Consider the following 26,983-nt stretch of genomic DNA (forward strand, 5'->3'; position numbering starts at 1 on the left):
AATAGGATCAGTTATGGACTCGCAATTCGGCATCGCCCACGTCTGGGCTCAGGGAGATTTCGTGACCAAGACGGTCGCAGTCATTCTGGTGGCCATGTCTCTCGCTTCCTGGATCGTGATCGTCATCAAGGCGCTCGACATCATGCGTTTCAAGAAGTACGCCCGCAGTGCCCAGGACTTCTGGCACAGCGCTGACTTCGCAGCCGGCCTGAGCAAGCTGGGCGAGCAAGGCGACAACCCCTTCCGCCAACTGGCCATCGAAGGCCGCGAAGCTACCGCCCACCACCGCAAGACCGCCGAGCACCTGCATGACTCGCTGGACGTCAGCGACTGGATCACGCGTTGCCTGCGCAATGGCATCGACGAATTCACCGCCCGTGCCCAATCCGGCCTGGCCGTGCTCGCATCGGTGGGCTCCACCGCTCCCTTCATCGGTCTGTTCGGTACCGTCTGGGGCATCTACCACGCACTGGTGGCCATCGGCATGTCGGGCCAGTCGTCCATCGACAAGGTCGCCGGCCCCATCGGTGAAGCGCTGATCATGACCGCCCTGGGTCTGGCCGTTGCGATTCCCGCCGTGCTGGGTTACAACGCCCTGGTGCGTGGCAACAAGTCGGTGCTCAACCGCCTCAACAGCTTTGCCCATGACCTGCACGCCTTCTTCGTGACCGGCACCCGTCTGAACGTGGATTCCAGCAAGCCAGGCGCCGTGGTCACGCCGCTCAAGAAAGGTGCCTGATCATGGCTTTTGGAACGCAAGACGATGCCGATGAGGTCATGAACGAGATCAACATGACGCCGCTGGTGGACGTCATGTTGGTGCTGCTCATCATCTTCATCATCACCGTGCCGGTGATGAAGCACTCGGTCAACATCGACCTGCCACGCGCCGTCAACACGCCGGAAGATGCCAAGCCGGATACCATCCAGCTGGCCATCCTGCCCGACGGCAGCTACAACTGGAATGGCAAGGCCGTGACCGACGCCGAACTGGAATCCAATATGCAGGCCGAAGCCAGCAAGGAACCCCAGCCCGAGCTGCACATCCGCGGTGCCCGCGATGTGAAGTACGAAAAAGTGGCCCAGGCCATGGCCGCTGCCCAGCGCAGCAACCTCAAGAAGATCGGTTTCATCACCGACCAGGTGGGCGAGTAAAGCGCTCCCCTCCCAGCAAGGGCTCCAGCAGGAGCCCTTTTTTCTTGCCGGCTGCAGACCAGATCAGGTTTACCCGCAGTGACGCCCAAGCGACGCCGACAGCCCGCCTGCCCTGCCTAAACTGGGCCGCAGGACAAGCGCCATGGCGACCTGTACTGGCCGAAGCAGCGGCGGGCAAACCGACCATCACCAGCGCCTCCCCCAACTATCACTAGATTGAGGAGACACCGATTGATGAAGACGTCCCGCACCCAGCCATCCCCCACCCCCTTGCGCAGGCGCCAGATGCTGCGCTTGGCTGTGGCCAGTGCCGCTGCCGCCAGTGGCCTGCCGCTGGCCACCGTCGCGCGTGCAGCCAGCGACAAGGCCAGCTTCCCCACCAAGCCTTTGCGCGTGATCGTGCCCTTCGCCCCCGGGGGCGCTACTGATGTGCTGGCGCGCGGCGTCAGTGACCGGCTAGGCCAGCAGCTGAGCCAGCCGGCCATCGTCGACAACCGCCCCGGCGCAGCGGGCCTGCTGGCCTGCGATGCAGTGGCCAAGGCCGCTGCCGATGGCCATACGCTGACTTTGGGGACGACCAGTACCATGCTGTCCAACCAGTTCATGTTCAAGAAAATGGCCTATGACCCGCAAAAGGACATTGTGCCCGTGGTGCGTATCTGCTGGTCGCCCATCGTGCTGGTCACCAACAGCCAGGTACCGGCACGCAATCTGCAGGAGCTGATTGCCTATATCGTCGCCAACAAGGGCAAGCTCTCCTACGGCAGCTACGGCATTGGCTCGCAAGGCCATCTGGTGCTGGCCAGCCTGAGCAACCTGACGAATGCCGACATGAGCCATATCGCCTACAAGGGCGAGGCACCGATGGTGCAGGATCTGGTCGGTGGCCAACTGATGATGGGCATCGGCAGCATCCTCTCGCTCAAGCAGCATATCGACACCGGCAAGCTGCGTGCCATCAGCTTCACCGGCCCCAGCCGCGTGCCCGCGCTGCCCGATGTGCCCACCTTTTCCGAGCAGGGCCACAAGGAAGATGCCTTCACCATCTCCGGCTGGCTGGGCATCGCCGCCACCGGGGGCACGCCCGCGCCCGTGGTGGAACAGCTGGGTGCCGAAGTGCGCAAGGCCCTGCAGACGCGCGAGGTGAATGCCCGGGTGCTGATGGCTGGCTTTGTGCCCTTTACCGATGACAGCCCGGCACGCTTTCAGGACGACTGGAAGCGCGATCTGCCGATCTGGAAAAAGCTGCTGGTCGATGCCGGCGTGCAGCCCACCTGAGCCCTCGCATCCCGTTTAGCGCCTCTGCCAGCGCCCCAAAAGGCAGCCAGCCACGGTCGGCCATGCCTGCACCGTGGCTTTTTGACTTTTACCAAGGCAAATTTCAAATAAACACTGGACTTCACGAATACGAATCGTTATCATTTGCTTCAGTTTTATCCCTGTGAGTACTGCCATGCAAACCATCGCCCTACCCGCCACCCCGCTTGCCGCTGCCAGCAAGAGTGCCAGCGTGTCCCAAGGCCATGCCACGCAATCGGCCGCCCTGGAAAGCAGCGAGCTGCTCCAAGGCGCCAAAGCGGTATCCATCGTGCACAACGGTGCCATCTACCGTTTGCAAACCACCAAGCTCGGCAAGCTGATCCTGACCAAGTAAGCCTGCATCGCCCGCCAATGGCTGCCGCCCTCCCCATCAGGGACTCGGCGGCAACAAACGCAGCCAGCAAAAAGCCAACTCCTTGCAGTTGGCTTTTTTATGCGCGCCTGACATGCCAGGGGCAAGGCCGGCTACACACCCAACTACACACCCAATGGCAAATCTGCATGCTTGAGGGTGCGCAGCACAAAGCTCGACTGGCTGTGCCGTATGCCCTTGATCTTGTAGAGCTTCTCGCGCAGCAGGCGCTCGTAGTCGCGGGTGTCTTTGACGACCACGCGCAGCAGGTAGTCGTATTCACCCGAGACCAGGTGCGCCTCCACCACCTCAGGGATCGTGGCCAGCAGCTCGCCAAACTTTTCCAGGGTGTTGTCGCTGTGGCTGTCGAGGGTGACCATCACCAGGACCGTATCGCCCAAGCCCAGCGCCTGCGGCGACAGCCGCACCGAATAGCCCTGGATGACACCGGCCTCTTCCATCTTCTTGATGCGGCCCCAGCAGGGCGAGGCGCTCAAGCCCACCGCCTGGCCAATCTCCTGCAGGCTGGCCCGGCTGTTGTGCTGCAGCTGGCGGAGTATTTTGCGGTCCAACGTGTCGAGAAGCATGATTTTCTGCACCAGCCTTAAATTTAGAATATTTTTCTATATTAATGCGATGCATCCAGAAAAACAAAATATTTTTTGCCAACCAAGCCGGCATACTTTCTGCATCGAAACACTTTTACCGAAGCCTCTTTCTGGCAGAGCCTGCTTACCGGCAGCCCCTCTCTCCACCAGCCCCCAGGCGGTTTCCGCTGCCATGGGGGCTGTTGCATTGCGGCGCAGCGTCTGCGCTGGTTATGTAACAAAACTATTGCATTTGCGCATCCGTTTCCCTGTGCGGCCTGCGCCTGCTCCGTGGCATAGTGGCGCCCTGGAACAACGACAACAGACCGCCCTCTATGCGTTGAAGGGTTTGGAGATCAGCGCATACGACCGGTCAATAAACAGCTATGTTTAAGCGACTCAACGAACTGTCTGAAAGCCATGGCGCCTTGCGCGCGGGCCAGGGCATGGTGGCCGGCGTCATCGCGCTGATCCTGGCGGCCCTGTGCTTCCTGGGCGTGCTGGCCTTTCACTTCCCGCAGTACCTCACCACGCCGGAGCTGCGCCGCAGCTACAACGTCGATGTGATGCGCCAGCTGCTGTTCTGGAGCATGGTGATCGCCGGAGGTCTGTCGGTAGCGCTGATCGTGCTGGGCCGCGTCCGCTGGCTGGCCGCCTCGGCCTTTGGCCTGGTGGTGCTGTCGGCGCTGCTGGGCGGCCACAAAGTGCCGGTGGGCAGCTTTGCCACCAATACGCCCTACATCGGCCTGGACTGGTTCATTCTGGATCTGATGGGCAGCGCACTGATCTTCATCTTCATCGAAAAGCTGTTTGCGCTGCGCAAGGACCAGCCGGTCTTCCGCCCCGAGTGGCAAACCGACTTCCACCACTTCCTCGTCAACCACATGGTGGTGGGCTTTGTGCTGCTGGCCACCAACCTGATGGTGCACCAGTTCTTTGGCTGGGCCGCCAATGACGGCATTCGGGGCTGGGTGGCCAACCTGAACTTCTGGGTCGCGCTGTTCCTGATCATCCTGGTGGCCGATCTGGTCCAGTACTGGACGCACCGCGCCTACCATGAGGTGCCCTTGCTCTGGCGCATCCACGCGGTGCACCACAGCGTCAAAAGCATGGATTGGCTGGCCGGCTCGCGCCAGCACATTCTGGAGCTGCTGATCACCCGCACCCTGGTGCTCGCCCCCATCTATGTGCTGGGCTTCAGCAAGGAAGTGATCGATGCCTACATCATCATCGTCGGCTTCCAGGCGGTGTTCAACCACGCCAATGTCAGCGTGCGGCTCGGCCCGCTGCGCTATATCATCGTCACGCCCAACTTCCACCACTGGCACCACAGCCAGGATGCCGAGGCGCTGGACAAGAACTACGCCGCCCATTTCGCCTTTTTGGATTACCTGTTCGGCACCGCCGTCAAGAGCGATAAAGTCTGGCCTACCGATTACGGTGTGCTCGGCGACTATGTGCCCAACGGCTTTTTCAAGCAGCTGAAGTTTCCCTTCACCTGGAAGGGCTGAGCACACACCCGCTCATCTCCATTGCTTCCACCACCAATGTCATTTCCTCCCGATTTTCGCGCCCAGGCCATGGTGCTGGCCGCCGGCCGGGGCGAGCGCATGCGCCCGCTGACCGACCACACACCCAAGCCCCTGCTCCCCGTGCAGGGCAAGCCGCTGATGCAGTACAGCATGGAGCAGCTCGCCCGCGCCGGCGTGCAGCGCCTGGTCATCAACACCGGCTGGCTGGGCCAGCAGGTGGCCGATGCCTGGCCGGCAGCGCCCGCCCTGGCCCAGTTGGGCAGCGAGCAGCTGCAGATTGCCTATTCCCGCGAGGACCTGGATTTTGGCGGTGGTATCGAGACCAGCGGCGGCATCAGCCGCGCGCTGCCGGCGCTGGACGATGCCTTCTGGCTGGTCTCGGGCGATGTCTTCATCCCCGGCTTTCCGTTTGATGAGGCCCTGCGCCAGCGCTTTGCGCAGAGCGATGACCTGGCCCATCTCTGGCTGGTGCCCAATGCCCCCCACCACCCCAAGGGCGACTTTGTGCTGACCGCCGAAGGCCGGGCCGAGAACCCCGCTGCCGACGACCCGCGCCCGCGCCTGACCTACTGCTCCGTCGCCCTGCTGAAAAAAGACTTGTTCAGCGCGCCCTACTGCGATATTTCTGCGGGCAACCCGCAAGGTACCAAGATGCCGCTGGTGCAGCAGTTGCGCGCCGCGATGCAGGCGGGCCGCTGCAGCGCCAGCCGCTATGACGGCCCCTGGGTGGATGTGGGCACTGTCGAGCGCCTGCAGGCCATTGGCGGCTGAGAGCCTGCACTAAAAACCCTGCAAACCACTGCCGCAATTGGGTAATTTGCGACGGCAGCAGCTTTGTTGCCATCGCAGCTATATGTAATTTTTATTTATATATCAGTCATTTAAATAAATAACCCAGTATCGGTGCAGAAAATCGGCAGAACGACAGCATAAAAACCCCAATACCGGATGGTTTGACCTTGCCCACAATGCAAAACGCAGGCGGGCTTCCGCAGGCGCCTATAAAACCATTCGGCACAGCCGGGGAGACACGTCATGCAGATGAAGACATTGGCCTGGGGGATTGGACTTGCAATGGGCCTGATGGCCGCAGGACCCGCATTGGCGCAGACCACGATGCGCATCAGCATCTCCGTCGCCCAGAATTCGCACCAGGGCATTGCCATTGACACCTTTGCCAAGGAAGTGGAACAACGCACCGGCGGCCGCTACAAGGTGCAGACCTTCTACAACGGCTCCCTGGGGGGCGAGCGCGAGTCGATCGAGGCCGTGCAGCTGGGCACCCAGGAGCTGGCCTTCAGCTCCAGCGGCCCGGTGCCCAATTTCGTGCCCGAGACCAAGATCCTCGATGTGCCCTTCCTGTTCCGCGACAAGGCCCATGCCCGTGCTGTGCTGGACGGCCCCATCGGCAACGAGCTGCTGGCCAAGTTCGACAGCAAGGGCTTCAAGGCCCTGGCCTGGGCGGAGAACGGCTTTCGCCACATGACCAATTCCAAGCGCGCCATCAACAGCCCGGACGACACCAAGGGCCTGAAGATCCGCACCATGGAGAACCCGGTCCACATCCAGGCCTACAAGGCCCTGGGCATCATCACCACGCCGATGGCCTTCCCCGAGGTGTTCACCGCGCTGCAGCAGGGCACGGTCGATGGCCAGGAGAACCCGCTGCCCGTCATCACCTCGGCCAAGTTTGACCAGGTGCAAAAGCACCTGAGCCTCACAGGCCATGTCTACTCGCCCTGCATTCTGGTGATGAACAAGGCCGCCTACGACAAGCTCAGCGCCGACGACAAGACCGCCTTTGTCCAAGCCGCCCAGGCCGCCACCAAGGCCAACCGCGCCCGTGTGGACCTGGACGACGCCAACGGCGTGGCCGAGCTGCGCGCCAAGGGCATGCAGGTGGTCGAGAACGTCGACAAGGCCAAGTTTGTTGCCACCTTGACGAAGACCAATGCCGACTTCGAGAAGCAGTTCGGCAAGGCCAACCTCGACCGCATCCGCAACTTCCAATAAGCCCTGCGCTGGGACAGGTGGCTGCACCTCTCCATCGCAGCGCCTCCCTTGATTCCCCCCACCGCTGCTGACGCCTGCCCGGCGCCAGCAGTTGCCGTGTCAACTCTCGCAAGGAGGATGGCGCCAGGCGGCTTTGCATGCGCCTGGCCACCCCGGTCACCATGAAAAAAGCTTTTCTCAACTTTGAGCGCTGGACATCGGGCATCGCCATGGCCGGCGCCTGCCTGATGCTGGCCATCGCATCCGTGCTGGGCATGTTCCAGATCCTCACCCGCTTTGTGCTGGAGCAGCCCGCCGAATGGACGGAGGTCCTGATCCGCTTCAGCATCATCTGGATGGTCTTCCTTGCCATTCCGATGGCCTTCCGCCAGGGAGCCATGGTCAGCGTCGATGTGCTGAAGCGCTGGGCACCACCGGCGATGCGCCGGCTGCTCAGCGGCCTGGTCTGCATCGCCACCCTGGTGCTGCTGGCCGTGCTCATCTGGTGGGGCTGGGACTATGCCCGCCGTGGCGGCGTGCAGACCATGGCCGGGCTGGAATCGCTGTCCATGTTCTGGGCCTACCTGGCCGTGCCGGTCGGCGCGCTGTTCGCTGTATTTGGCGTCATTGGCAACCTGCTCGAACCCCAAAACACCGAACTGGAGAACGCGCAATGACCGCCGTGATGCTCACCACCATGGTGCTGTGCTTTGCGCTCACCGTCTCCGTGGCCGTGTCCATCGGCCTGGCCGCTGTCCTGGGCATCCAGGTCAGCAATGCCAACATGCTCATCTCCGTCAAGGAGATGTTTGGCGCGATCAACAAATTCCCGCTCGCCGCCATCCCGTTCTTCATTCTGGCCGGCAACCTGATGGAGACCGGCGGCATCTCGCGCCGGCTGGTGGAGTTTGCCAAGAGCATTGTGGGCGGCATCCAGGGCGGCCTGCCGATGACCTGCGTGCTCACCTGCATGATCTTTGCTGCGGTCTCGGGCTCCTCGGTCGCCACCACCTTTGCGATCGGCGCCATCCTGATCCCCGCGCTGATCAAGCACGGCTACCCCAAGACCTATGCGGCCGCGCTGCAGGCCACCAGTGCCGAGCTGGGGGTGATCATCCCGCCATCGATTCCGATGATTCTCTATGGCGTCAGCGCCGAGGTGTCGATTGGCGAGCTATTCATCGCCGGCGTTGGCCCGGGCTTGTTCATCAGTGCGGTGCTGATGTTTTTCGTCTGGGCCTACTGCAAATACAAGGGCTGGGGCAAGAACGATGGCGAGGGCCGGCTGGGCTTTGGCAAGGCCGCGCTGCAGGCGGGTTGGGCGCTGTTGATGCCGGTGATCATCCTGGGCGGTATCTATGGCGGGGTCTTCACCCCCACCGAGGCCTCGGCCGTGGCCGTGTTCTATGCGCTGGTCGTCGGCATGCTGATCTACCGGGAGATCAAGATCCGCGACCTGTATGCGATCTTCCGCAAATCGGCGATCTCCTCGTCGATCATCATGTTCATCATCGCCAATGCCGGGCTGTTCGCGTTCCTGATCACCCGCGCCGGTGTGCCCGATGCGATTGGCCGCTGGCTTGAAGAGGTGCTGCAAAGCCCGGCCATGTTCCTGCTTGGCGTGAACGCAGCGCTGTTCATCATCGGCATGTTCATCGAGACCAGTGCCGCCATCATCGTGCTGGCCCCGATCCTGGCACCGGTGGCCATGCACTTTGGCATCGACCCGGTGCATTTCGGCCTGATCATGGTGGTGAACCTGGCGCTGGGCATGATCACGCCGCCGTTTGGCGTCAACCTGTTTGCCGCCTGTACGGTGGCCCGAATATCACTGGACCAGATCATGAAACACCTGCTGCCCTTTGTCGGGGTGATCTTGCTGTGCCTGATGGTGATCACCTATGTGCCGGGCATCTCGCTGGCCTTGCGCGACTTGGTCTACCGCTGATCTGGCCCACCTGCATCGCTGAGCCACCGCCCGCCGGTGGCTTTTTTGTATGTTGACCGACCCTTTTGCAGGCGCAAGCGACCAGTTGCCGCTAAAATCGCCGCAGTCAGGAGAGAGTCGCCCCCGTTGGACCCCAACGCGCAGCGCGGCCGCCGAAGGCGCAGGCTACTGCATATGCAGCTGCTGAACGCTCAGGCAAAAGGACTGGCCCCGCCGCGCAGCTTATGCCTGCCGGCGTTCCCAGCTGGAGAGAGGTGGCGCCTGGACGCCATCCACCGAAGGAGCAAGCCCCCAGGCCTCAAAGCGGCGGGTGAATCTCTCAGGTAAAGCGGACAGCAGGGCAAACAGCGTGCAACCGGCAACGGCTGCATGCCTTGATATTTGCCCTGGAGAGTCCATGTCCGCCAACGCATCCGCCCTGCTGTCCACCCCTTTGAACGCCCTGCACATCGAGCTGGGCGCCCGCATGGTGCCCTTTGCCGGCTATTCCATGCCCGTGCAGTACCCGCAAGGCCTGATCGCCGAACACAAGCACACCCGCACGGCAGCAGGCCTGTTTGATGTTTCCCACATGGGCCAGCTGCGCCTGATCGGCCCCGACGCCGCCGCTGCCTTTGAAACCCTGGTGCCCGTCGATATGGTCGACCTGGCCATTGGCAAGCAGCGCTACGGCCTGCTGCTCAATGACGAGGGCGGCATCGTCGATGACCTGATGTTCTTCCGCGTCTCGGAGCAAGAGCTGTTCGTCATCGTCAACGGCGCCTGCAAGGTGGCCGACATTGCGCTGATCCGCGAACGCATCGGCCAGCGCTGCCAGGTGCTGCCCCTGCCCGACCAGGGCCTGCTGGCCTTGCAAGGCCCCCAGGCTGCGACCGCGCTGGCGCGCCTGGCACCCGGCGTTGACCAGCTGGTGTTCATGACTGGTGGCGATTTTGATGTCGACGGCATCGCCTGCTTCATCACCCGCAGCGGCTACACCGGCGAAGACGGATTCGAGATTTCGGTGGCCGGCCATGAGGCTGAGGCACTGGCCCGCAAGCTGCTGGCCCAGCCCGAGGTGCAACCCATTGGCCTGGGCGCACGTAACTCGCTGCGCCTGGAAGCGGGTCTCTGCCTCTACGGCAGCGACCTTGATGCCACCACCACCCCACCCGAAGCCGGCCTGAACTGGGCCATCCAGAAGGTGCGCCGCACCGGCGGTGCGCGCGCAGGCGGCTTCCCCGGTGCCGACAAGGTGCTCGCGCAGATCGACACCCCCGCCAGCCTGACCCGCAAGCGCGTCGGCCTGGTGGCGCAAGAGCGCATTCCGGTGCGCGAGCAGGTCGAGATCCGCAACCTCGATGGCCAGGTCGTCGGCGTGACCACCAGCGGCCTGCTGGCCCCAACCATCGACAAGCCGATTGCCATGGCCTATGTGGAGCCCGCTTTGGCGGCCATCGGAACGCAGCTGCATGCGATGGTGCGCGGCAAAGCGGTGCCCGTCGAGGTGGTAGCCATGCCTTTTGTCCCTCCCCGCTATTTCCGCGGCTAAAGTAGCTGCTGGGTGCGGCTGTCCGCACCCGCCTGAGCACAATTCAAGCCTACAAAACTGGAGTATTCCTATGACGATCAAGTTCTCCCGCGACCACGAATGGATCAACAGCGCCGACACCAATGCCGCCATCGTCGGCATCACCGTCCATGCGCAAGACGCGCTGGGCGATGTGGTGTTTGTCGATCTGCCTGAAGTCGGCGCCTCCTTCAACCAGGGCGATGTCGCCGGCGTGGTGGAGTCCGTCAAGGCTGCCGCTGACGTCTTCATGCCCGTGACCGGCGAGATCGTCGAAGTCAACGAAGCGCTGCGCAACGACCCGTCGCTGGCCAACTCCGACCCACTGAACACCGGCTGGTTCTTCAAGGTCAAGCTGAGCGATGTGGCCCAGCTCGACGCGCTGCTGGACGAAACCGCCTACAACGACTTCGCCGCCAACGCCTGATGGCCCAGCCCTGCTGCTGGCCTGCCACTGCTGATTGAGCAGGCCGCCAGCAGGATTGACAGGCCCAGGAGGCCCCAGGCCTCCTCCCCTTTTTTCCTTTTCCTCGCTGCCAGCGCTCTTTGATACCGCGCCAGCCCAAACCATCCATTTATACCGATTCGGACCATGCTGATGCCCTCCAAAGAGCCCCTTGCCGCGCTGGAAAATGCCAGTGAATTCATCGCCCGCCACATTGGCCCGGACAACGCTGACGAAGCCAGCATGCTGGCCGCGCTGGGCCTGCCCTCGCTCGACGCGCTGATCGACAAGGTACTGCCCGCCTCCATCGTGCGCAGCAAGCCGATGGACCTGCCCGAGCCCGTGACCGAAGCGGCCGCACTGGCCGAGCTTAAGGCCCTGGCCAGCAAGAACCAGGTGCTCAAGAGCTTTATCGGCCAGGGCTACTACGGCACCCTGACGCCCGGCGTGATCCTGCGCAATATCCTGGAGAACCCCGCCTGGTACACCGCCTACACGCCCTACCAGGCCGAAATCTCGCAAGGCCGTATGGAGGCGCTGGTCAACTTCCAGACCATGGTCTGCGACCTGACCGGCATGCCCATCGCCAACGCCTCGATGCTGGACGAAGCCACCGCCGCTGCCGAGGCCATGACCCTGGCCAAGCGCTCGGTCAAGTCCAAGAGCAACCGCATTGTGCTGGCAGGCGATCTGCACCCCCAGACCATCGAAGTCATCCAGACCCGTGCCGCGCCGCTGGGCCTGGAAGTGCTGGTGGCCAACAGCAAGGATGAATGGGAGTCGGCACTGGCCGGCGAGCTGTTTGCCGCCGTCATCCAGTACCCCGCCTCCAGCGGCTGGATTGTGGACTGGAAGGCCGACGTCGACGCCATCCATGCCAAGCAGGCCGCCGCGATTGTGGCCACCGATCTGCTGGCCCTGACCCTGCTCACGCCCCCCGGCGAATGGGGTGCCGACATCGTCGTGGGCAACAGCCAGCGCTTTGGCATGCCCATGGGCGCCGGCGGCCCGCATGCCGCCTTCATGGCCTGCCGCGATGACTACAAGCGCTCCTTGCCAGGCCGTCTGGTCGGCGTCAGCGTTGATGTGCATGGCAACCCCGCCTACCGCCTGGCGCTGCAAACGCGCGAGCAACACATCCGCCGCGAAAAAGCCACCTCCAATATCTGTACCGCCCAGGTGCTGCCGGCCGTGATCGCCAGCATGTACGCGGTCTACCATGGCCCGGCCGGCCTCAAGCGCATTGCTCAGCGCGTGGCACGCCTCACTGCCATCCTGAGCCGTGGCCTGGCGGAACTGGGCTTTAGCGCCCGCCACCATGACAGTGCCTTCGACACCCTGTCGCTGCACACCAAGGACGCCACCGATGCGATCCTGGCCCGTGCGCTGGCCCAGGGCGTCAACCTGCGCAAAGCCTGGAACGAGTACCTCTGCATCAGCCTGGACGAAACCTCCAGCCGCGCCGATGTGGAACTGCTGTGGAGCATCTTCGCCCAGCCCGGCCAGTCGCTGCCCAATATCGAGGCGATGGACGAAGGCAGCACCTCGCTGATCCCCGAAGGCCTGCAGCGCAGCAGCGCCTACCTGACCCACCCGGTGTTCAACACCCACCATTCCGAAACCGCGATGCTGCGCTACATCCGCAGCCTGTCGGACAAGGACCTGGCATTGGACCGCAGCATGATCCCGCTGGGCAGCTGCACGATGAAGCTCAACGCGACCAGCGAGATGATCCCCATCACCTGGCCCGAGTTTGCCAACATGCACCCCTTTGCCCCGGCCGACCAGCTGCAGGGCTATGCGCTGCTTGATGCGCAGCTGCGCGAATGGCTGTGCCAGGCCACCGGCTACGCCGGCATCAGCCTGCAGCCCAATGCCGGCTCGCAAGGCGAATACGCCGGCCTGCTGGCCATCAAGGCCTACCACGCCTCCAAGGGCGAGTCGCACCGCAATATCTGCCTGATCCCCAGCAGCGCCCACGGCACCAACCCGGCCAGCGCGCAGATGGTGGGCCTGCAGGTGGTCGTCACCAAGTGCGATGAGAACGGCAATGTGGACATGGCCGACCTGAAGCTGGCCTGCGAAAAGCACAGCGCCAACCTGGCCTGCATCATGATCACCTACCCCAGCACGCATGGCGTGTTCGAGACCCAGGTGAAGGAGCTGTGCCAGCTGGTGCACAGCCATGGCGGCCGCGTCTATGTGGACGGCGCCAACATGAACGCCCAGGTCGGCCTGGCCGCACCGGGCGAGTTCGGCGGCGATGTCAGCCACCTGAACCTGCACAAGACCTTCTGCATCCCCCACGGCGGTGGCGGCCCGGGCGTGGGTCCCGTCTGCGTGGTCGAAGACCTGGTGCCCTTCCTGCCCGGCCATGCCACGGCAGGGGTCCCTGGCAAGGTGGGCGCCGTCAGCGCCGCGCCGCTGGGCAATGCCGCCGTGCTGCCGATCAGCTGGATGTACATCCGCATGATGGGCGAGCCCGGCCTCAAGCGCGCCACCGAGACCGCGATCCTGAACGCCAACTACATCAGCAAGCGCCTGGAAGCCCACTTCCCGACCCTGTACGCCGGTGAGCACGGCCATGTGGCCCACGAGTGCATTCTGGATCTGCGCCACTTCAAGGACAGCTGCGGCGTGATGGCCGAGGACGTGGCCAAGCGCCTGATCGACTACGGCTTCCATGCGCCAACCTTGTCGTTCCCGGTGCCCAATACCTTGATGGTGGAGCCCACCGAGAGCGAGAGCCTGTATGAGCTGGACCGCTTCATCGATGCGATGATCGCCATCCGTGGCGAGATCGCCGAGATCGAAGCAGGCCGTGCCGCGCAGGACGACAACCTGCTCAAGAACGCACCCCACACTGCCGAGACCCTGCTGGCCAGCGAGTGGAACCATGGCTACAGCCGTGAAGCCGCCGCCTACCCCGTGCCTGCGCTGCGCCGCGCCAAGTACTGGAGCCCCGTGGGCCGTGTCGACAACGTCTATGGCGACCGCAACCTGTTTTGCAGCTGCGTGCCGCTGGACAGCTACGGCACCTCGGCTTAAGTCTTAAGATAGCCTTCGGGCTTCTTCCGAAGCGACCCCAGCGGGTCGCTTTTTTACGGCCCTGCCCCATCAGCAAAAATCAGCCCGGGACTGCACCCGAGCCCGGAGACTTCTCGGCATGGACACCCTTCTCATCATCGTCATTGGCGCGGCCCTGGCCGGCTTTGTGCAGGGCCTCTCGGGCTTTGGCTACAGCATGACCGCCATGGCCCTCTGGGCCTGGACCCTGGAGCCCTCGCTGGCAGCGGTGCTGGCGGTGTTTGGTGGTTTGTGCGGGCAGATCATCCAGGCACTCAAGGTGCGGCGCGGCTTTGACTGGCGCATGCTCTGGCCCTTCTTGCTGGGCGGCCTCTGTGGCCTGCCGCTGGGCCTGCGGCTGCTGCCCATGCTCGATGCCCAGTTGTTCAAGACCGTGCTGGGCGCGCTGCTGGTCATCTTCTGCCCGCTGATGGCCTTCTCCCACCGGCTGGGTGGCATCGCATCGGGCCCGCTCGGCCAGGGCCCTGGGCGCTCGCTGGCCAATGGCCTGGCCGGGCTGGCCGGGGGCGCCATGGCGGCGCTGGGTGGCTTCTCGGGCGTCGTGCCAACCTTGTGGTGCCAGATCACCGGCATGGCGCGCGATACCCAGCGCCAGGTGATCCAGAACTTCAACCTCACGATGCTGGCCGTCACCTTTGCCAGCTATGTGGGCACGGGCCTGGTCAGCCAGCGCATGCTGCCGCAGCTGGCGGTGGCGCTGCCGGCCATGGTGCTGCCCTCGCTGTGGGGCGCGCGGCTCTATGAGCGCATCAGCGATGTGGCCTTCAAGCGCGTGGTGCTGGGCCTGCTGACCTTGGCCGGCCTGGCCATGCTGGCCTCCAACTGGGCTTAAGCTGTTGCGCATAACCGACAAGCGCCCAACAGGCGCTCCCCCTGCTGCAGCTGCGATGCTGGCCCAATCGTATAACAATTGTCAGAGCGGCTGCCTGCCGCAGAAATAGCGCCGCCTGCGCTGGATAATCCTATCGGCCTTCTTCAGCCCAGGCTGCCCGTGTCCCCGCGCATCTCGCTCTGCGCCAGCGGACCGGCCCCGCCCCAGCCAATGCCCTCACGACGCCCCCTGACCCTTTTGACCGCAGCCACCATGCCGTCCAATGGCCATGCCATGGACGGCGCAGCTGCGGGCGGGCGCAGCCTGAGCACCTACCTGGTGCTGCTGATGCTGGCGGCTGCGCTGCCCATTCTGGCCGCCGGCATCTACACGGTGCAGCATGTGGCGCAGTCCTACCGCGACAGCAGCCTCAACCGCATGCTCGACATCACCAGCAACCTGGGCCATGCGGCCGAGGCGGACCTGCTCAGCCGCGCCAGCATGCTGCAGTCCTTTGCGGCGGATGGCAACTTTTCATCGCCCCGCGCCTTGGACCGCTGGCTGCGCTTGACCGGCCTGCATGCGCCCAGCAGCTTGGTGCTGATGCGGCCCGGCCAGCCGCAGGCTGACATGGCGTCGTCCACCGCGCCCAGCCTGCTGCCCATTCAGCGCGCGCTGGCAGATCAGGCGCTGCGCAGCAATGCGCCGGCTTTCTCGCAGCTTTTCTTCCAGGATGGCCAGGCGGCGGTGGCCATGGCCGTGCGCGTGGCCCCAACATCGCCGCAGGTGCTAGTGCTGACCACGCCGCCGGCCGAGGCGCTGAGCATTGCGCCTAACCAGACCAGTGACGGCGTGCTGATTGCCATCACCGATGGCGAGGGCCGGATTCTGGCGCGCTCGGCCCAGGCAGAGCGCTTTATCGGCAGCACCGTGCCTGACTGGGCCCGGCTGCAGGCCGTGGGCGACAGCCGGGGCAGCTTTGAGGCCCTGCGTGCCGATGGCGGCCAGGTGATCTTCAGCTTCTACCAACTGCCCAAGACGCCTGGCTGGGTGGTGGTGGCCGGCGAGCCGCTGGAGGCCTTCAATGCCCGCTGGCAAACGCCCGTCACCCGCATCGTTCTCGCCAGCCTGTTGGCGCTGGCGATTGCAGGCCTGCTGTGCGCCTGGGTCTCGCGCCAGCTGCTGCGGCCGATTCGGCAGTTGACGGTCAGCGCGCGCACCGGTGCGTCCTACGTCAGCAACAGCGACGACGGCCCGGTCGTCAGGGTGCGGGAGTTCGACATGCTGCGCCAGAGCCTGGCGCAGTCACGCGCGCAACTCGAATCGACCCTGGCAGCACTGGCCGCCAGCGAGCAGCGCGCCCGCACCCTGGCGCATGCCGGCGCCTCGGTGCAATGGAGCCTGGATGCCCGGGGCCGCGCGCTGGCCATTGTGGGCTGGCAGGCACTGGGCGGCACCCCCGATGCGCAAGCGCTGCAGCTGGGCTGGCTGCGCCATGTGCACCCCGAGGATGCCGCGCAGTTGCAAACCCAGGCCCAGCAGCTTTTGGCCGAGCAGAACCACACCTTGGATGTGGAGCTGCGCCTGCGCACCCAGGACGGCAGCTGGCGCTGGATGCGCGCCCGGGGCGCTGCCATCCTGGATGCGCAGCAACGCATTGCCGAATGGCTGGGCGTGCTCGAAGACGTGGACGACCGCAAGCGCGCCCAGGCCGAGGTAGCCTACCTGGCGCTGCACGATCCCCTGACCGGCCTGCCCAACCGCAGCCTGCTGCAAAAGCCGATCTGCACCCCGGGCGGCACCGCTGGCGCCTTGCTCTACCTGGATCTGGACCGTTTCAAGCAGGTCAACGACACCCTGGGCCATGCCACCGGGGACGCCCTGCTCTGCGCAGTGGCCGAGCGCCTGCGGGAGCTGCTGCGCGACACCGACCTGGTGGTGCGCATGGGCGGCGATGAGTTCTGCATTGTGCAAAACGCCTCATCGGCGCAAGCGGCCGCCGGCCTGGCCCAGCGGGTGATCGACCGGCTCAGCGCCGACTATGAGATCGAGGGCCAGCGGGTCAGCATTGGCGTGTCGGTGGGCATTGCGCTGCTGACCCAGCCCTCCGACACGCAAGACCCGGACAGCCTGCTGCGCAAGGCCGATATGGCGCTCTACCAGGCCAAGCAGCAAGGCCGGGGGCGCTATGCCTTCTATACCGAGGCACTGGCCAACGCCAGCCCATAACGCTCCTGCCTGCTGCGCGCGCAGAAACAAAAAAAGCCAGCGCTGCGGCTGGCTTCCTTCTGCTATTCCCTCGGACTACTTGCCACGGATATAGGTGTTCACCGCGCGGTTGTGCTCGTCCAGGCTCTGGCTGAAATGGCTGCTGCCATCGCCCTTGGCCACAAAGTACAGCGCCTTGGTGTTTTCCGGCTGGATGGCGGCCATCAGCGAAGCCTTGCCCGGCATCGCAATCGGTGTGGGCGGCAGGCCGGCGCGGGTATAGGTGTTCCAGGGCGTATCGGTCTGCAGATCGCGCTTGCGCAGATTGCCGTCAAATTTCTCGCCCAGGCCGTAGATCACAGTTGGGTCGGTCTGCAGCAGCATGCCAATGCGCAGGCGGTTGATGAACACGCCCGCCACCATCGCGCGGTCCTCGGCCTTGCCGGTTTCCTTCTCGACAATGCTGGCCAGGGTCAGCAGGTCCTGGGGGGTCTTGAGCGGGCTGTCTGAGGGGTTCAGCGACCAGACCGCTTCGAGCCGCTTGTCCATTGCCAGCATCGCGCGGCGCATCAAGGCCAGATCGCTGCTGCCCTTGGAGAAGGCATAGGTGTCGGGGAAAAAGCGTCCTTCCGCCGGCACATCAGGGCGGCCCAGCGCCGCCATGATTTCTTCCGGTGTCATCGCGGCGCTGTCGTGGCGCAGATGCTCTTCCTTGGCCATGGCCGCACGCATCTGGCGCAGGTTCCAGCCCTCGACAATGGTCAGCACGCGCTGGCTGTCTTCACCGCGCACCAGGCGCGCCAGCAGACTGCGCGGCGAGGTGCCTGCGGGTATCTCGTAGTTGCCGGCGCGGATCTTGCGGTCCTGCCCTGACAAGCGGAACCACCAGTACAGCAGATCCGGGTTCACCTCGATGCCCACGGCCTGCACAGCCTGTGCCACCGCACGGGGCGAGGTGCCGGGCTCGATCTCCAGCTCCACCGTCGTGCCGCCCTTGCCCAGCACCAGCGGCTGGTTCAACCAGAAATAGCCAGCACCGGCTGCAGCCAGCATCACCACCACGATCAATTTCAATAAACGCTTCACAACCCTACCGCCTCAGTGCAATGGAGCGAGCATCATAATTCACCCCATGACTCAAGCATTCCAGGGACACCTTTCGCTCCAGCATTTGGGCGTTATCCGCGCCGAGGGCGCCGATGCGGCCAGCTTTTTGCAGGGCCAGCTCAGCCATGATGTGCAGTTGCTGCCCGTCGGCCAGGCCAGGCTGGCCGCCTTTTTGTCGGCCAAGGGCCGCATGCAGGCCAGCTTTATCGTCATCAAGCGCAGCGCAGAGGAGTTCTGGCTGCTCACCAGCCGCGATGTGCTGCCCGCCACGCTCAAGCGCCTGTCGATGTTTGTGCTGCGCGCCAAGTGCAAGCTGAGCGATGCCACCGAGGCCGTGCAACTGCTGGGCCTAGCCGGTGATGCCGTGCCCGCCGAAGCGCGCAACCTGGCGCCCTGGCAAGTAGTTGCACTGGAGGATGCCTCCGTCGTGCGCCTCTATGCCGTCGAGGGCGAAAGCCGTGCCCTGCTCGCCGCCCCTGCCGGCAGCGCGCTGCCCGCGCAGATCACGGGCAGCCCCGCGATCAGCGCTGAGGCCTGGCAGCTGTCCATGGTGCAAGCCGGTGTGCCGCTGATCACCACACCGGTGGTCGATGCCTTTGTGCCGCAGATGCTGAACTTTGAATCGGTTGATGGCGTGAGCTTCAAAAAAGGCTGCTACCCCGGCCAGGAAGTGGTGGCTCGCAGCCAGTTCCGAGGCACGCTCAAGCGCCGCATGTACCGTCTGGCCTCGGCCACCCAGCCCCAGCCCGGCCAGGAAGTCTTTGCCGCCAGCGACGACAGCCAGCCCGTGGGCACCGTGGTGCAGTCGGCCGCCAGCGCATCGGGCTTTGAAGCGCTGGTTTCGATGCAGATTGCAGCGGCCAGCGAGCCTTTGCACCTGGGAAGCAGCACTGGCGCGGCTTTGCAGCTGCTCAGCCTGCCTTATGCACTGAAGGAAGACATCTGATTTGTGATCGGCTATGACAGCAGTAACTGTCTGCTTCATCACAAATACGACAATTTCTCAGGTAAAAAGACTACCTCTGCGGCCGTTACAGAATTTTTATGGCATTTGCGCTGCAATTTGCTAAAATTGCGGGACTTTGCAAGCAGGAGCCGCCCAGGCAGCCCCTGCGGGCACGACGGAACAACTACTCAAGCGCATCTTGACCATCACACTTGCCGGGTCTGGGAAACCAGACCCGGCTTTTTATTGGCCAAGTTATCGGGCCGCTGCATAGCGCCATTGATGGCTGCTTGCGGCCCCCGTTGATCAGCGCAGGGTTTTCTGCATCGAGATGTGGGCGATGCCCGCTTCCTCATAGGGCTCGCCCACCACCGTGAAGCCGGCGCGGCGGTAGAAGTTCTCTGCCGTGCGCTGCGCATGCAGCTCCACCTGCCGCTTGCCCTGGCGTGCAGCGGCATCGACCAAGGCATCGAGCACCTGGCGGCCAAGGTTGCCGCCGCGCAGCGGCTTGGCCACGGCCATGCGGCCAATGCGCATCACATCGGCGCGGTGCTCTTCCTGCGCGCTGGGCAGCATGCGGCCGGTGGCCACGCACATGCCCAGGCCATTGAGCGCCACCGCATGCAGCGAGCTCACATCAAAGGCATCGGCCTCGATCTCGGCAGGAATGCCCTGCTCGCGCACAAAGACCTGCATGCGCAGGCGCATCGCCTCCTGGCCCAGCACATTCCAGCTGCCGGTCTTCAACGCCACCATCTCTTCGCCCGCTTCAAAGCGCTGCACCATGCTGCGGTAGGCCTCGGGCAATGGCTGGGGCTGCTGCGCGCTGTCGGCAAACACATAGACCATGGTGGCCGTGGCCAGCAAGGTGCCCGCACAGTAGATGGCCGCCTCGTACTGCACCGAGGTGTTGCCCAGCTTGGCCACGCGCAGGCCGATATCAATCACATCGTCAAGGCGCGCCGAGGCATGGAACTCCAGCTGCGAGGCGCGCAGAAACAGCTCGCCGCCCAGGCGCTGCATGCCCTCTTCATAAGGCACGGCCAGTTGGCGCCAGTACTCGGACATCGCAATATCCACATAGCTCAGGTAGTGGGCGTTGAAGACCACCTTCTGCAGATCGACCTCGGACCAGCGCACACGCTGGCGGCTGCGGCAGCGGAAATCAGCCAGGCTTTGGGCGGGGGTGGCAAACAGGGTCTGGGAGGTGCTCATGGTGTTGTCGCTGTTCTAAAAATTGGCAATCAAGAAAGGGGCTGGCTGCAGGGCCGCACTCAGTCAAACGCGGCGCGCAGCGCCTGGGCCATCTGCGCATGGCAGGCCCGCGCTTCCTTGAGCGCACGGCCCATTTTCACAAACTCATGGGCCACGCCGGCATAGGTGTGCAGCTCTACATCGATGCCGGCAGCGCGCAAGCGTTCGGCATACATGACGCCCTCGTCCACCAGCGAATCGCATTGCGCCAGGTGGATGCTGGCAGGGGCCAGGCCGCGCAGATCCCGCGCCAGCAAGGGCGCAAAACGCCAGTCTTCGCGGTCGGCCAGCGAGCGCAGGTAGTTGCTGAACATCCAGCTGATCATCGGCTTGGTGAGGATCGGGCCCTCGCTGTAGCGGGCATGCGAAGGCGTGTCCTGGTGGGCCGCGCAACCGGGGTAGATCAGCAGCTGCAGGGCCAGGTCGATACCGGCATCGCGCGCCAGGATGGCGTTGACCGCCGCCAAGGTGCCGCCGGCGCTGTCGCCACCTACAGCCACACGGCCGGTATCGGCACCGAGTGACATGCCTTCGGCCACCAGCCACTGCAAGGCATCCCAGGCATCGTTGCTGGCGGTGGGAAAGCGGTGCTCGGGCGCCAGCCGGTAGTCCACCGAGACAACCATGCATCCCGCTTGGTGGGCCAGCTCGCGGCACAGCGTGTCATGCGTGTCCACACTGCCGATCGTGAAGCCGCCGCCATGGGTGAACAGCAAGACCGGTTGCAGCGGATCCCAGCTGGCCGCATAGAGGCGTGCTGATATCTGAAAACCATCGCGCGCAGGGATGTGCAAATCCTCAACGCGCGCCAGCTCGGGCTTGGCAATCTCCAGCACCCCGGCGCCGATGCCATAGGCCTGGCGCGCCTGCTCCACCGTCATCTCCCACATGGGGGTGTGCTGGGCGCGAGCCATGCGCTCGACCACGCTGCGCATCGTGGGGGTCAGCTCGGCGATCACATCGGCAGGCATGGGCAGTTCGGCGGGGAGATGGGCTTTGGAGCGGGCTGGGACGTCAGACATAGATCGTGGCCCCGCAGGCATGCAGGGGCGCAGTTCAGGGAAAGGGCCGGCTGATTATCAGCCATTGGCCAATCACAATGGGGCGCGTCGGTCACCTAGGGATCCTCTGCAAAACTCCCTGCCGTAGTCTGAACGCAGTCTCGGGCGATCCGCTGCGTTGTCTTCCTTGTCAATAGCTCGCTATTGACTGCAAAAGACGCCTTGCGACTCATCCCGATCTGCGTCCATCCCGCTGGGCGAGGGTTTTGCAGAGCATCCCTTGTAAAAAAGGCCCTGCCGATTGGCAGAGCCCCTCATCAAAGCCTGCTGCAGGCTAGTTATTCGAAGCGCAGCTCCACCGGCTGCGCACCATCCAGTCCCTTGTAGTCCACCCGGATCTGCTGGCCTGGCTGGGGCGGCATCAGCGCCGAGTACGAGCCCAGGCTGATCCAGTCGCCCACCTTGAGCCGCTGCCCTTCGGCCTTGAGGGCCTGGGCCAGCCAGACCACGGCATTGAGCGGCTGGCCCATCAGATCACCGCCGCGCCCACCGCCCAGCCGCGCGCCGCTCTGGTCGGTGACATCGACCTGCATGCTCTGCAGCGCATTCAGGAGCGCATAGCGCTCGGCCCGGAACTGCGGCACGGCCATCGCATTGCCCATCACGCCCATGCGGGCGCCGACATTCATCGCTTCCACGGCCGCGCCATCAAGCTGCGCCGGGTTCGCCACCACCAGGTCGGGCAGCTCGACAAAGGGAACGATGCGGTCGATGTTGTTGAGCACCTGCAGCGGCGTGGTGGCGCGGTTGATCGCACTGCTGGAGACGCGCACCAGCATGTCCGCCTCAAACATGGGCCGCGCGCCAAAGGCGGCAGGCACCGTGCTGCGGTTGGGCAGCAAGGCACCTTCGTACAGCACGCCCCATACCGGCTTGTCAGTCTGAAAGCGCTTTTGCATGGCCGCGCTGGTCAGCCCGGCCTTGTAGCCAATGGGCTTCTTGCCCTGGGCCAGCCAGGCGGCATTGAGCTTGTTGCGGCTGCACTTGCCATCGGCCTCGGTCATCGCAGCGGCTGCGGGCACGGGCTGCTTGGCCTCATAGGCCTGCAGCCACTGCGCGACCTGGGCATCATCCAGGCAAGCGGCCTGGGCCAAGCCACTGCCGGCAGCCAGACCAGCGGCCAGCCAGAGCGGGGAGAGACGAAAACGCAAAGCGGGGTGCATCATCCAAAGTCTCCTGTTCCAAGAACCTGTTCTGAATGCGGTTGTGTAGACCGCCCCGGGCACCAACATACCACCCGCGCTGCAGGGCCTGACTAGGGAAAGCGCGCAGCTTGCGCGGAGCATCGACCACGGACCCCGTTTTGCTTGATGCAGGTCATGCCGCCATAGCCACAAAGCAACAGACGCTATAGTATTTGCATGATCCACCTGCAATAGGAGACCCAACATGCGCACTGTTTATGAGCCGGCCAGCGCCGTGCAAGCCCATGTTCTGCAGGACGTGCTGCGCCAGCACGGCATCAGCAGCTTTGTCAGCGGCGAGCACCTGCAAGGGGCCATTGGCGAACTGCCCGCTGGCAGCCTGGTGCGGCTGCTGGTCGACGACGCCGATTGGGCGCCGGCCCGCCGCGCGCTGGAAGAATGGGAGCGCGCGCCGCTGATCGACGATGCCGAACTGGCCCTGGCCGACCCCAGCCTGGCCGAGCAGGCGCCGGCTGAGCCCCGCCATGACCCGCGCTTTGACCTGGCCTGCGACCCGCGCGAGCGCGCCAGCGCTGATCGAGACGGCGAACAGGAAGCCTACAGCGATGCCCGGCGCTGGTACCCCTGCTGGTGGGCTGGGGCTGCGGCATTGCTGGCCTTGTGCCTGCACTATCTGCTGGGTGGCGTGCCGCAGCCGGATGCCGCTGCGAGCGCGGGTGCAGCCGAGCAGGCACAGCAGGCCTCGGATGCCGCATCAGACAACGGTGAACGCCAGCGCGCGGAACCATCCGGCAGCCGCTGAAAGACCGCCTCGTCCGGCATCAGGCCTCCAGATAAAGTATCAAATATTGATACCTACCCGGTATAAAAATCACACAAGCATTCAAATTTCAGCACCTGCCACAGCGTGCTGCAGACAATCGCCTCGTTGCAAATCGCAGCAACCCCGCACGCAGTCTGGCCCCTAAATGGCCGCCACCGCGCCGCGCCAATGCGATGATGACACCCGAGGAGAATCTGAGAGATATGAACGCCCAACTTCCAGCGCCCCTGGCCCCTGCGCTCAGCGCCCTGACCACCCTGCCGGCACTGTTTGCCTACCGTTGCACCCACACGCCAGAGCGCGAAGCCTACCGCTGGTTTGATACAGCGACGAATGCCTGGCAATCGTTCAGCTGGGCAGAGATGCAGACCCAGGTCAACCGCTGGGGCCGGGCGCTGCAGGGCCTGCAGTTGGCGCGCGGCGCACGCATTGCCACCTTGCTGACCCACAGCGTGCATGCCATCTGCATCGACCAGGCGGGCATGGCCCAGGCCTGCGCCACCGTGCCGCTGCATGCCAATGACAACCCCGGCAATATCGCCTTTATCCTGGCCGATGCGGGGGCATCGCTGCTGCTCATCAACCGCCTGGAAACCTGGGAGCAGATTGTGGCCACCGGCACAGCACTGCCCGCGCTGCGCTGTGTGGTGATCGATGACCCGCAGCAGGCGCCCATCCCGCTACTGGCCGGCAGCGAAGGCCTGCCGCGCCTGGTCCGTTTGCAGGATTGGCTGGCCGAGGCCGATGGAAGCACCCCAGCGCAAGCACACCAAGCGCCAGAAGCGCAGGACATGGCCGCCATCGTCTACACCAGCGGCACCACCGGCAAGCCCAAGGGTGTGATGCTCAGCCACCAGAATGTGCTGAGCGATGTCAAAGCCGTGCTGGGCCGGGTCGTGCCGACGCAGGACGATGTCTTTCTGTCCTTTCTGCCGGTGTCGCACACCTTTGAGCGCAGCTGCGGCTACTACCTGCCGATGGCAGTCGCCAGCACCGTGGTCTATGCCCGCTCGGTCGCCCTGCTGGCCGAGGACATGCTCAGCATCCGCCCGACCATCCTGGTGTCCGTGCCCCGCATCTACGAACGTATCTACGCCAAGATCCAGGAAAAGCTGGCCAAGTCGGCCTTCAAGCGCGCGCTGTTTGCGGCCGCCGTCTCCAAAGGCTGGGCCCGCCACTGCCAGGCCCATGGCCTGGCCAATACCGATGCACCGCAAGGCGGCTGGGCGCGCTGGCTGCCCTGGTCGCTGCTGCAAAAGAAGGTGGCCCAGCCGATTCTGGATTTGTTTGGCGGCCGGCTGCGCATTGCCGTGACAGGCGGCGCGGCCATTCCCTCGGTGGTATCGCACAGCTTCTTGGGCCTGGGCCTGAATGTGCTGCAGGGCTTTGGCATGACCGAGACCTCGCCGGTGCTGACCGCCAACTCGCTGCAGCACAACGACCCCTCCACCGTGGGCAAGCCGCTCGATGGCATGGAAGTGCGCATTGGCGAGAACAAGGAGCTGCAGGCGCGCGGCCCCAACATCATGATGGGCTACTGGGGCCGTCCGGAAGACACGCGCCTGGCCTTTACCGATGACGGCTGGCTGCGCACCGGTGACCAGGCCGAGCTGGTCGATGGCGAGGTGCGCATTGTGGGCCGCATCAAGGAGATCATCGTCACCGCCACCGGCGAGAAGGTACCGCCCTCGGACATCGAGCAGGCGCTCTGCGCCGATCCGCTGTTCGAGCAAAGCTTTGTCGTTGGCGAGCACCAGCCCTTTATCGCCTGTATGGCCGTGGTCAACCGCGAAGAATGGAAGCAACTGGCCAGCAGCCTGGGCCTGGACCCGGACAACAGCGTCAGCCTGCAGGCCAGCGCCGTGCGCAAGATCACGCTGGAGCGCATTGCCGCGCAATGCCAGGGCTTGGCCAAGTATGCGGTGCCGCGCGCGGTCTATCTGGTCAGCGAGCCCTGGACCATTGACAACGGCCTGATGACCCCGACCCTGAAACTGCGCCGCCCGCAGCTGATGCAGAAGTTCGCCAGCGAAATCGCGAACATCTACGCCAAGTAATCGCCGCACCAGCATGCAAAAACCGCCGATGCCCTCTGCAGGCATCGGCGGTTTTTTGGGGTCTCTGCTGCACAGCGGCCTGGGGTACAGGCCCGCTGGCAAGTTCCGGGGGCTTACTTCTTGGGGAAGTAGTAGTTCAGCAAGGCGGCTGCACCGTCCACACCGGCCTTGGACGACCATTCACGGGCAAACTTCTCGCCCATCAGGTCCAGCGCGCGGCGCAGTTCGTAGGACGGCTGGCTGATCTTGGTGCCATGCTCGACCAGCACCTTCTGTGCCGCATCGTCGGCATCCTTGGCCAGTTGCCAGCCGCGTGCCTCGGCCTGTTTGGCGGCGGTGTCCAGCGCGGTCTTGGCGCTGTCGGACAGGCCCGACCAGCTCTTCTCGCTCATCAGGATCAGGTTCTTCGGAATCCAGGCGCGCATGTCGATGAAGATGCCCATGGCATTCCAGGACTGGCTGTCCACACCGGTGGTACTCGATGTCAGCATGACATCGACCTTGCCTGCCTGGATGGCCTTGGCCAGGTCGTTGGCAGGCGTGTCGACCGGGGTCGCACCAGCCACTTCGGCGATGTACTTGGAGGCGATGTTGTTGACGCGGAATTTCTGGCCCTTGACGTCTTCAAGCTTGTTCACCGGCGTGCGCGAGAACAGGCCCTGGCCTGGCCATGGCGCGGTGTAGAGCAGGCGAATGCCCTGCTTCTTCAGCAGTGCTTCAATGGGCTCGCGCGTGGCGACCCAGAGGCGCTTGGCGTCGTCAAAACTGCGCACGATAAAGGGCAGCGAGTCGATGGCGAACGCGGGGTACTGGTCGCTGAAGTTCGACATGAAAATCTCGCCGATCGCCAGATCGCCCTTGCTGAGCGCAGGCATCACCTGGTTCATCGGCATCAGCTTGGCATTGGTGACCACCTCGATTTGCATGCTGCCCTGGCTCAGGCCATTGGCCTCGCGGGCAAATTGCGTCAGGTTGCGGGTGTGGAACAGCGCGTCGGTATAGGCGCCAGCGCATTTGAGCGGGGTGGCAGCCGCTCTGGCGATGTTCGGCAGCGACCAGACCAGACCCGAGCCAGCGGCCAGGCCCATGCTGGCCAGTGCCTTGCGCCGGGACGGACTGGCAAGCGTTTTGTTGGTGTTGTGATCTGCCATATGACGATTCCTTGGTATCTGAGCCAGGCATTCCCATTCCCAAGGATGCTGCAGGCCGCATGTGTACTGAAAAGCCCCACAAAGAGCAAAACGCTGCCCGCAGCGCAGGGCGAGCCATGCGATGCATTCAGCAACCGTGCCATTCGATTTATTTGGTCACTAACGTCACCACTTGTGTGAGGCGCCGACGCAATCTATCTTGGCTTGCGCAACAATGCAATCGCTATCGATCACCGCTGAGACATTGCTTGATACAAGTCAGCTGTTGCGGGCCTCAGAAGTTGGTGATGACTAGCATTTAGTCACAGCACATACTTTCTGAAACTACAAAAATAATAGCTGCTTTCCTCCCCTGTCCGGGACGAAAGCAGCCATTTTTTAGCGGATAGATGTATGCGCCCCACAGCCTTGCCAGCCGCTGGGGATCACCACATCCCGCCCCCTGGGAGCGGA

At 64.0% G+C, this 26,983-nt stretch carries 24 protein-coding genes and 2 riboswitches; of the genes, 18 read left to right on the forward strand and 6 right to left on the reverse strand.

Going from position 1 to position 26,983, the window contains the following annotated elements:
• The first annotated feature begins 13 nt into the window (after nt 1-13).
• From EDF71_RS05050 to EDF71_RS05065, 4 genes are all read left to right on the forward strand, one after another.
• Nucleotides 14-739, forward strand: coding sequence for a MotA/TolQ/ExbB proton channel family protein (locus EDF71_RS05050; protein WP_133855527.1), 726 nt, complete (start codon nt 14-16; stop codon nt 737-739).
• A 2-nt stretch (nt 740-741) separates the two neighbouring features.
• Entirely contained in the window at nt 742-1,155 is a 414-nt protein-coding gene (locus tag EDF71_RS05055) for a biopolymer transporter ExbD (RefSeq protein WP_133855528.1), read from the forward strand.
• Between the two features lie 234 nt (nt 1,156-1,389).
• Nucleotides 1,390-2,433, forward strand: coding sequence for a tripartite tricarboxylate transporter substrate binding protein (locus EDF71_RS05060; RefSeq protein WP_133855529.1), 1,044 nt, complete (start codon nt 1,390-1,392; stop codon nt 2,431-2,433).
• A gap of 175 nt (nt 2,434-2,608) precedes the next feature.
• Complete coding sequence (locus EDF71_RS05065) at nt 2,609-2,809, forward strand: hemin uptake protein HemP (RefSeq protein ID WP_133855530.1); 201 nt, start codon at nt 2,609-2,611, stop codon at nt 2,807-2,809.
• A gap of 143 nt (nt 2,810-2,952) precedes the next feature.
• Here the strand turns inward: EDF71_RS05065 and EDF71_RS05070 are convergent, their stop codons facing one another.
• Nucleotides 2,953-3,414 (reverse strand): Lrp/AsnC family transcriptional regulator, encoded by a 462-nt coding sequence (locus EDF71_RS05070; RefSeq protein ID WP_043341700.1) that lies wholly within the window; start codon nt 3,412-3,414, stop codon nt 2,953-2,955.
• Here EDF71_RS05070 and EDF71_RS05075 point away from each other — a divergent pair.
• The 11 genes from EDF71_RS05075 to EDF71_RS05125 all read left to right on the forward strand — a co-directional run bounded on the left by EDF71_RS05075 (nt 3,413) and on the right by EDF71_RS05125 (nt 17,007).
• Entirely contained in the window at nt 3,413-3,808 is a 396-nt protein-coding gene (locus EDF71_RS05075; RefSeq protein WP_133855531.1) for a hypothetical protein, read from the forward strand. The genes EDF71_RS05070 and EDF71_RS05075 overlap by 2 nt on opposite strands.
• Nucleotides 3,801-4,925 (forward strand): sterol desaturase family protein, encoded by a 1,125-nt coding sequence (locus EDF71_RS05080; protein ID WP_133855532.1) that lies wholly within the window; start codon nt 3,801-3,803, stop codon nt 4,923-4,925. Before EDF71_RS05075 ends, EDF71_RS05080 begins: the two co-directional genes overlap by 8 nt.
• A 36-nt stretch (nt 4,926-4,961) precedes the next feature.
• A complete protein-coding gene (locus tag EDF71_RS05085; protein WP_133855533.1) occupies nt 4,962-5,717 on the forward strand; it encodes a nucleotidyltransferase family protein in 756 nt (251 codons plus the stop codon).
• A 264-nt stretch (nt 5,718-5,981) separates the two neighbouring features.
• Nucleotides 5,982-6,959, forward strand: a complete 978-nt coding sequence (locus tag EDF71_RS05090; RefSeq protein WP_133855534.1) for a TRAP transporter substrate-binding protein — start codon at nt 5,982-5,984, stop codon at nt 6,957-6,959.
• 161 nt (nt 6,960-7,120) lie between these two features.
• Nucleotides 7,121-7,615 carry a TRAP transporter small permease gene (locus EDF71_RS05095; RefSeq protein WP_133855535.1) on the forward strand — a complete coding sequence of 165 codons (495 nt, stop codon included), beginning with the start codon at nt 7,121-7,123 and terminating at the stop codon, nt 7,613-7,615.
• On the forward strand, nt 7,612-8,886 hold the full coding sequence (locus EDF71_RS05100) for a TRAP transporter large permease (RefSeq protein WP_133855536.1): 1,275 nt from the start codon (nt 7,612-7,614) through the stop codon (nt 8,884-8,886). Before EDF71_RS05095 ends, EDF71_RS05100 begins: the two co-directional genes overlap by 4 nt.
• Before the next feature lie 97 nt (nt 8,887-8,983).
• A riboswitch (glycine riboswitch) is annotated at nt 8,984-9,103 on the forward strand.
• Between the two features lie 17 nt (nt 9,104-9,120).
• A riboswitch (glycine riboswitch) is annotated at nt 9,121-9,232 on the forward strand.
• A 51-nt stretch (nt 9,233-9,283) separates the two neighbouring features.
• On the forward strand, nt 9,284-10,417 hold the full coding sequence (gcvT, locus tag EDF71_RS05105; protein ID WP_133855537.1) for a glycine cleavage system aminomethyltransferase GcvT: 1,134 nt from the start codon (nt 9,284-9,286) through the stop codon (nt 10,415-10,417).
• A 70-nt stretch (nt 10,418-10,487) separates the two neighbouring features.
• Complete coding sequence (gene gcvH / locus EDF71_RS05110) at nt 10,488-10,862, forward strand: glycine cleavage system protein GcvH (protein WP_133855538.1); 375 nt, start codon at nt 10,488-10,490, stop codon at nt 10,860-10,862.
• Nucleotides 10,863-11,027: 165 nt separating this feature from the next.
• Nucleotides 11,028-13,928: an aminomethyl-transferring glycine dehydrogenase gene (gcvP, locus tag EDF71_RS05115; protein ID WP_133855539.1), complete on the forward strand. Its 2,901-nt coding sequence runs from the start codon at nt 11,028-11,030 to the stop codon at nt 13,926-13,928.
• A gap of 118 nt (nt 13,929-14,046) precedes the next feature.
• The gene (locus EDF71_RS05120) at nt 14,047-14,799 is read left to right on the forward strand and encodes a sulfite exporter TauE/SafE family protein (RefSeq protein ID WP_133855540.1); all 753 of its coding nucleotides are present in this window, start codon (nt 14,047-14,049) and stop codon (nt 14,797-14,799) included.
• Between the two features lie 237 nt (nt 14,800-15,036).
• Nucleotides 15,037-17,007, forward strand: coding sequence for a diguanylate cyclase (locus EDF71_RS05125; protein WP_166656451.1), 1,971 nt, complete (start codon nt 15,037-15,039; stop codon nt 17,005-17,007).
• Between the two features lie 75 nt (nt 17,008-17,082).
• Here EDF71_RS05125 and mltG read toward each other — a convergent pair whose 3' ends face one another.
• The gene (mltG, locus tag EDF71_RS05130; RefSeq protein ID WP_279586276.1) at nt 17,083-18,072 is read right to left on the reverse strand and encodes an endolytic transglycosylase MltG; all 990 of its coding nucleotides are present in this window, start codon (nt 18,070-18,072) and stop codon (nt 17,083-17,085) included.
• Nucleotides 18,073-18,118: 46 nt separating this feature from the next.
• Here mltG and EDF71_RS05135 point away from each other — a divergent pair, with 46 nt between their 5' ends.
• The gene (locus EDF71_RS05135; RefSeq protein ID WP_133855542.1) at nt 18,119-19,039 is read left to right on the forward strand and encodes a folate-binding protein YgfZ; all 921 of its coding nucleotides are present in this window, start codon (nt 18,119-18,121) and stop codon (nt 19,037-19,039) included.
• A 306-nt stretch (nt 19,040-19,345) separates the two neighbouring features.
• On the opposite strand, the gene EDF71_RS05140 is transcribed toward EDF71_RS05135, so the two are convergent.
• The 3 genes from EDF71_RS05140 to EDF71_RS05150 all read right to left on the reverse strand — a co-directional run bounded on the left by EDF71_RS05140 (nt 19,346) and on the right by EDF71_RS05150 (nt 22,517).
• A complete protein-coding gene (locus EDF71_RS05140; protein WP_133855543.1) occupies nt 19,346-20,254 on the reverse strand; it encodes a YbgC/FadM family acyl-CoA thioesterase in 909 nt (302 codons plus the stop codon).
• Between the two features lie 59 nt (nt 20,255-20,313).
• A complete protein-coding gene (locus tag EDF71_RS05145; RefSeq protein WP_133855723.1) occupies nt 20,314-21,228 on the reverse strand; it encodes an alpha/beta hydrolase in 915 nt (304 codons plus the stop codon).
• A gap of 404 nt (nt 21,229-21,632) precedes the next feature.
• On the reverse strand, nt 21,633-22,517 hold the full coding sequence (locus tag EDF71_RS05150) for a fumarylacetoacetate hydrolase (protein WP_133855544.1): 885 nt from the start codon (nt 22,515-22,517) through the stop codon (nt 21,633-21,635).
• A gap of 226 nt (nt 22,518-22,743) precedes the next feature.
• Here EDF71_RS05150 and EDF71_RS05155 point away from each other — a divergent pair, with 226 nt between their 5' ends.
• Nucleotides 22,744-23,301, forward strand: a complete 558-nt coding sequence (locus EDF71_RS05155) for a DUF2007 domain-containing protein (RefSeq protein ID WP_133855545.1) — start codon at nt 22,744-22,746, stop codon at nt 23,299-23,301.
• Nucleotides 23,302-23,525: 224 nt separating this feature from the next.
• Nucleotides 23,526-25,379, forward strand: coding sequence for a long-chain fatty acid--CoA ligase (locus tag EDF71_RS05160; RefSeq protein ID WP_133855546.1), 1,854 nt, complete (start codon nt 23,526-23,528; stop codon nt 25,377-25,379).
• A gap of 113 nt (nt 25,380-25,492) precedes the next feature.
• Here the strand turns inward: EDF71_RS05160 and EDF71_RS05165 are convergent, their stop codons facing one another.
• Entirely contained in the window at nt 25,493-26,530 is a 1,038-nt protein-coding gene (locus EDF71_RS05165; RefSeq protein WP_133855547.1) for a TRAP transporter substrate-binding protein, read from the reverse strand.
• Between the last annotated feature and the right edge of the window lie 453 nt (nt 26,531-26,983).

The organism is Comamonas sp. JUb58 (assembly GCF_004364775.1).
Lineage (GTDB): Bacteria > Pseudomonadota > Gammaproteobacteria > Burkholderiales > Burkholderiaceae_C > Comamonas.

Bases quoted from the DNA above. Each gene is read 5' to 3' on its own strand.
- EDF71_RS05100 (WP_133855536.1), top strand. From the start codon at position 7,612: ATGACCGCCGTGATGCTCACCACCATGGTGCTGTGCTTTGCGCTCACC.
- EDF71_RS05050 (WP_133855527.1), top strand. From the start codon at position 14: ATGGACTCGCAATTCGGCATCGCCCACGTCTGGGCTCAGGGAGATTTC.
- EDF71_RS05120 (WP_133855540.1), top strand. From the start codon at position 14,047: ATGGACACCCTTCTCATCATCGTCATTGGCGCGGCCCTGGCCGGCTTT.
- EDF71_RS05095 (WP_133855535.1), top strand. From the start codon at position 7,121: ATGAAAAAAGCTTTTCTCAACTTTGAGCGCTGGACATCGGGCATCGCC.
- EDF71_RS05070 (WP_043341700.1), bottom strand. From the start codon at position 3,414: ATGCTTCTCGACACGTTGGACCGCAAAATACTCCGCCAGCTGCAGCAC.
- EDF71_RS05055 (WP_133855528.1), top strand. From the start codon at position 742: ATGGCTTTTGGAACGCAAGACGATGCCGATGAGGTCATGAACGAGATC.
- EDF71_RS05135 (WP_133855542.1), top strand. From the start codon at position 18,119: ATGACTCAAGCATTCCAGGGACACCTTTCGCTCCAGCATTTGGGCGTT.
- gcvH (WP_133855538.1), top strand. From the start codon at position 10,488: ATGACGATCAAGTTCTCCCGCGACCACGAATGGATCAACAGCGCCGAC.
- EDF71_RS05155 (WP_133855545.1), top strand. From the start codon at position 22,744: ATGCGCACTGTTTATGAGCCGGCCAGCGCCGTGCAAGCCCATGTTCTG.
- EDF71_RS05085 (WP_133855533.1), top strand. From the start codon at position 4,962: ATGTCATTTCCTCCCGATTTTCGCGCCCAGGCCATGGTGCTGGCCGCC.
- EDF71_RS05150 (WP_133855544.1), bottom strand. From the start codon at position 22,517: ATGCACCCCGCTTTGCGTTTTCGTCTCTCCCCGCTCTGGCTGGCCGCT.
- EDF71_RS05080 (WP_133855532.1), top strand. From the start codon at position 3,801: ATGTTTAAGCGACTCAACGAACTGTCTGAAAGCCATGGCGCCTTGCGC.
- gcvT (WP_133855537.1), top strand. From the start codon at position 9,284: ATGTCCGCCAACGCATCCGCCCTGCTGTCCACCCCTTTGAACGCCCTG.
- EDF71_RS05065 (WP_133855530.1), top strand. From the start codon at position 2,609: ATGCAAACCATCGCCCTACCCGCCACCCCGCTTGCCGCTGCCAGCAAG.
- EDF71_RS05090 (WP_133855534.1), top strand. From the start codon at position 5,982: ATGCAGATGAAGACATTGGCCTGGGGGATTGGACTTGCAATGGGCCTG.
- EDF71_RS05140 (WP_133855543.1), bottom strand. From the start codon at position 20,254: ATGAGCACCTCCCAGACCCTGTTTGCCACCCCCGCCCAAAGCCTGGCT.
- EDF71_RS05060 (WP_133855529.1), top strand. From the start codon at position 1,390: ATGAAGACGTCCCGCACCCAGCCATCCCCCACCCCCTTGCGCAGGCGC.
- gcvP (WP_133855539.1), top strand. From the start codon at position 11,028: ATGCTGATGCCCTCCAAAGAGCCCCTTGCCGCGCTGGAAAATGCCAGT.
- EDF71_RS05160 (WP_133855546.1), top strand. From the start codon at position 23,526: ATGAACGCCCAACTTCCAGCGCCCCTGGCCCCTGCGCTCAGCGCCCTG.
- EDF71_RS05075 (WP_133855531.1), top strand. From the start codon at position 3,413: ATGATTTTCTGCACCAGCCTTAAATTTAGAATATTTTTCTATATTAAT.
- EDF71_RS05165 (WP_133855547.1), bottom strand. From the start codon at position 26,530: ATGGCAGATCACAACACCAACAAAACGCTTGCCAGTCCGTCCCGGCGC.
- EDF71_RS05145 (WP_133855723.1), bottom strand. From the start codon at position 21,228: ATGCGCAGCGTGGTCGAGCGCATGGCTCGCGCCCAGCACACCCCCATG.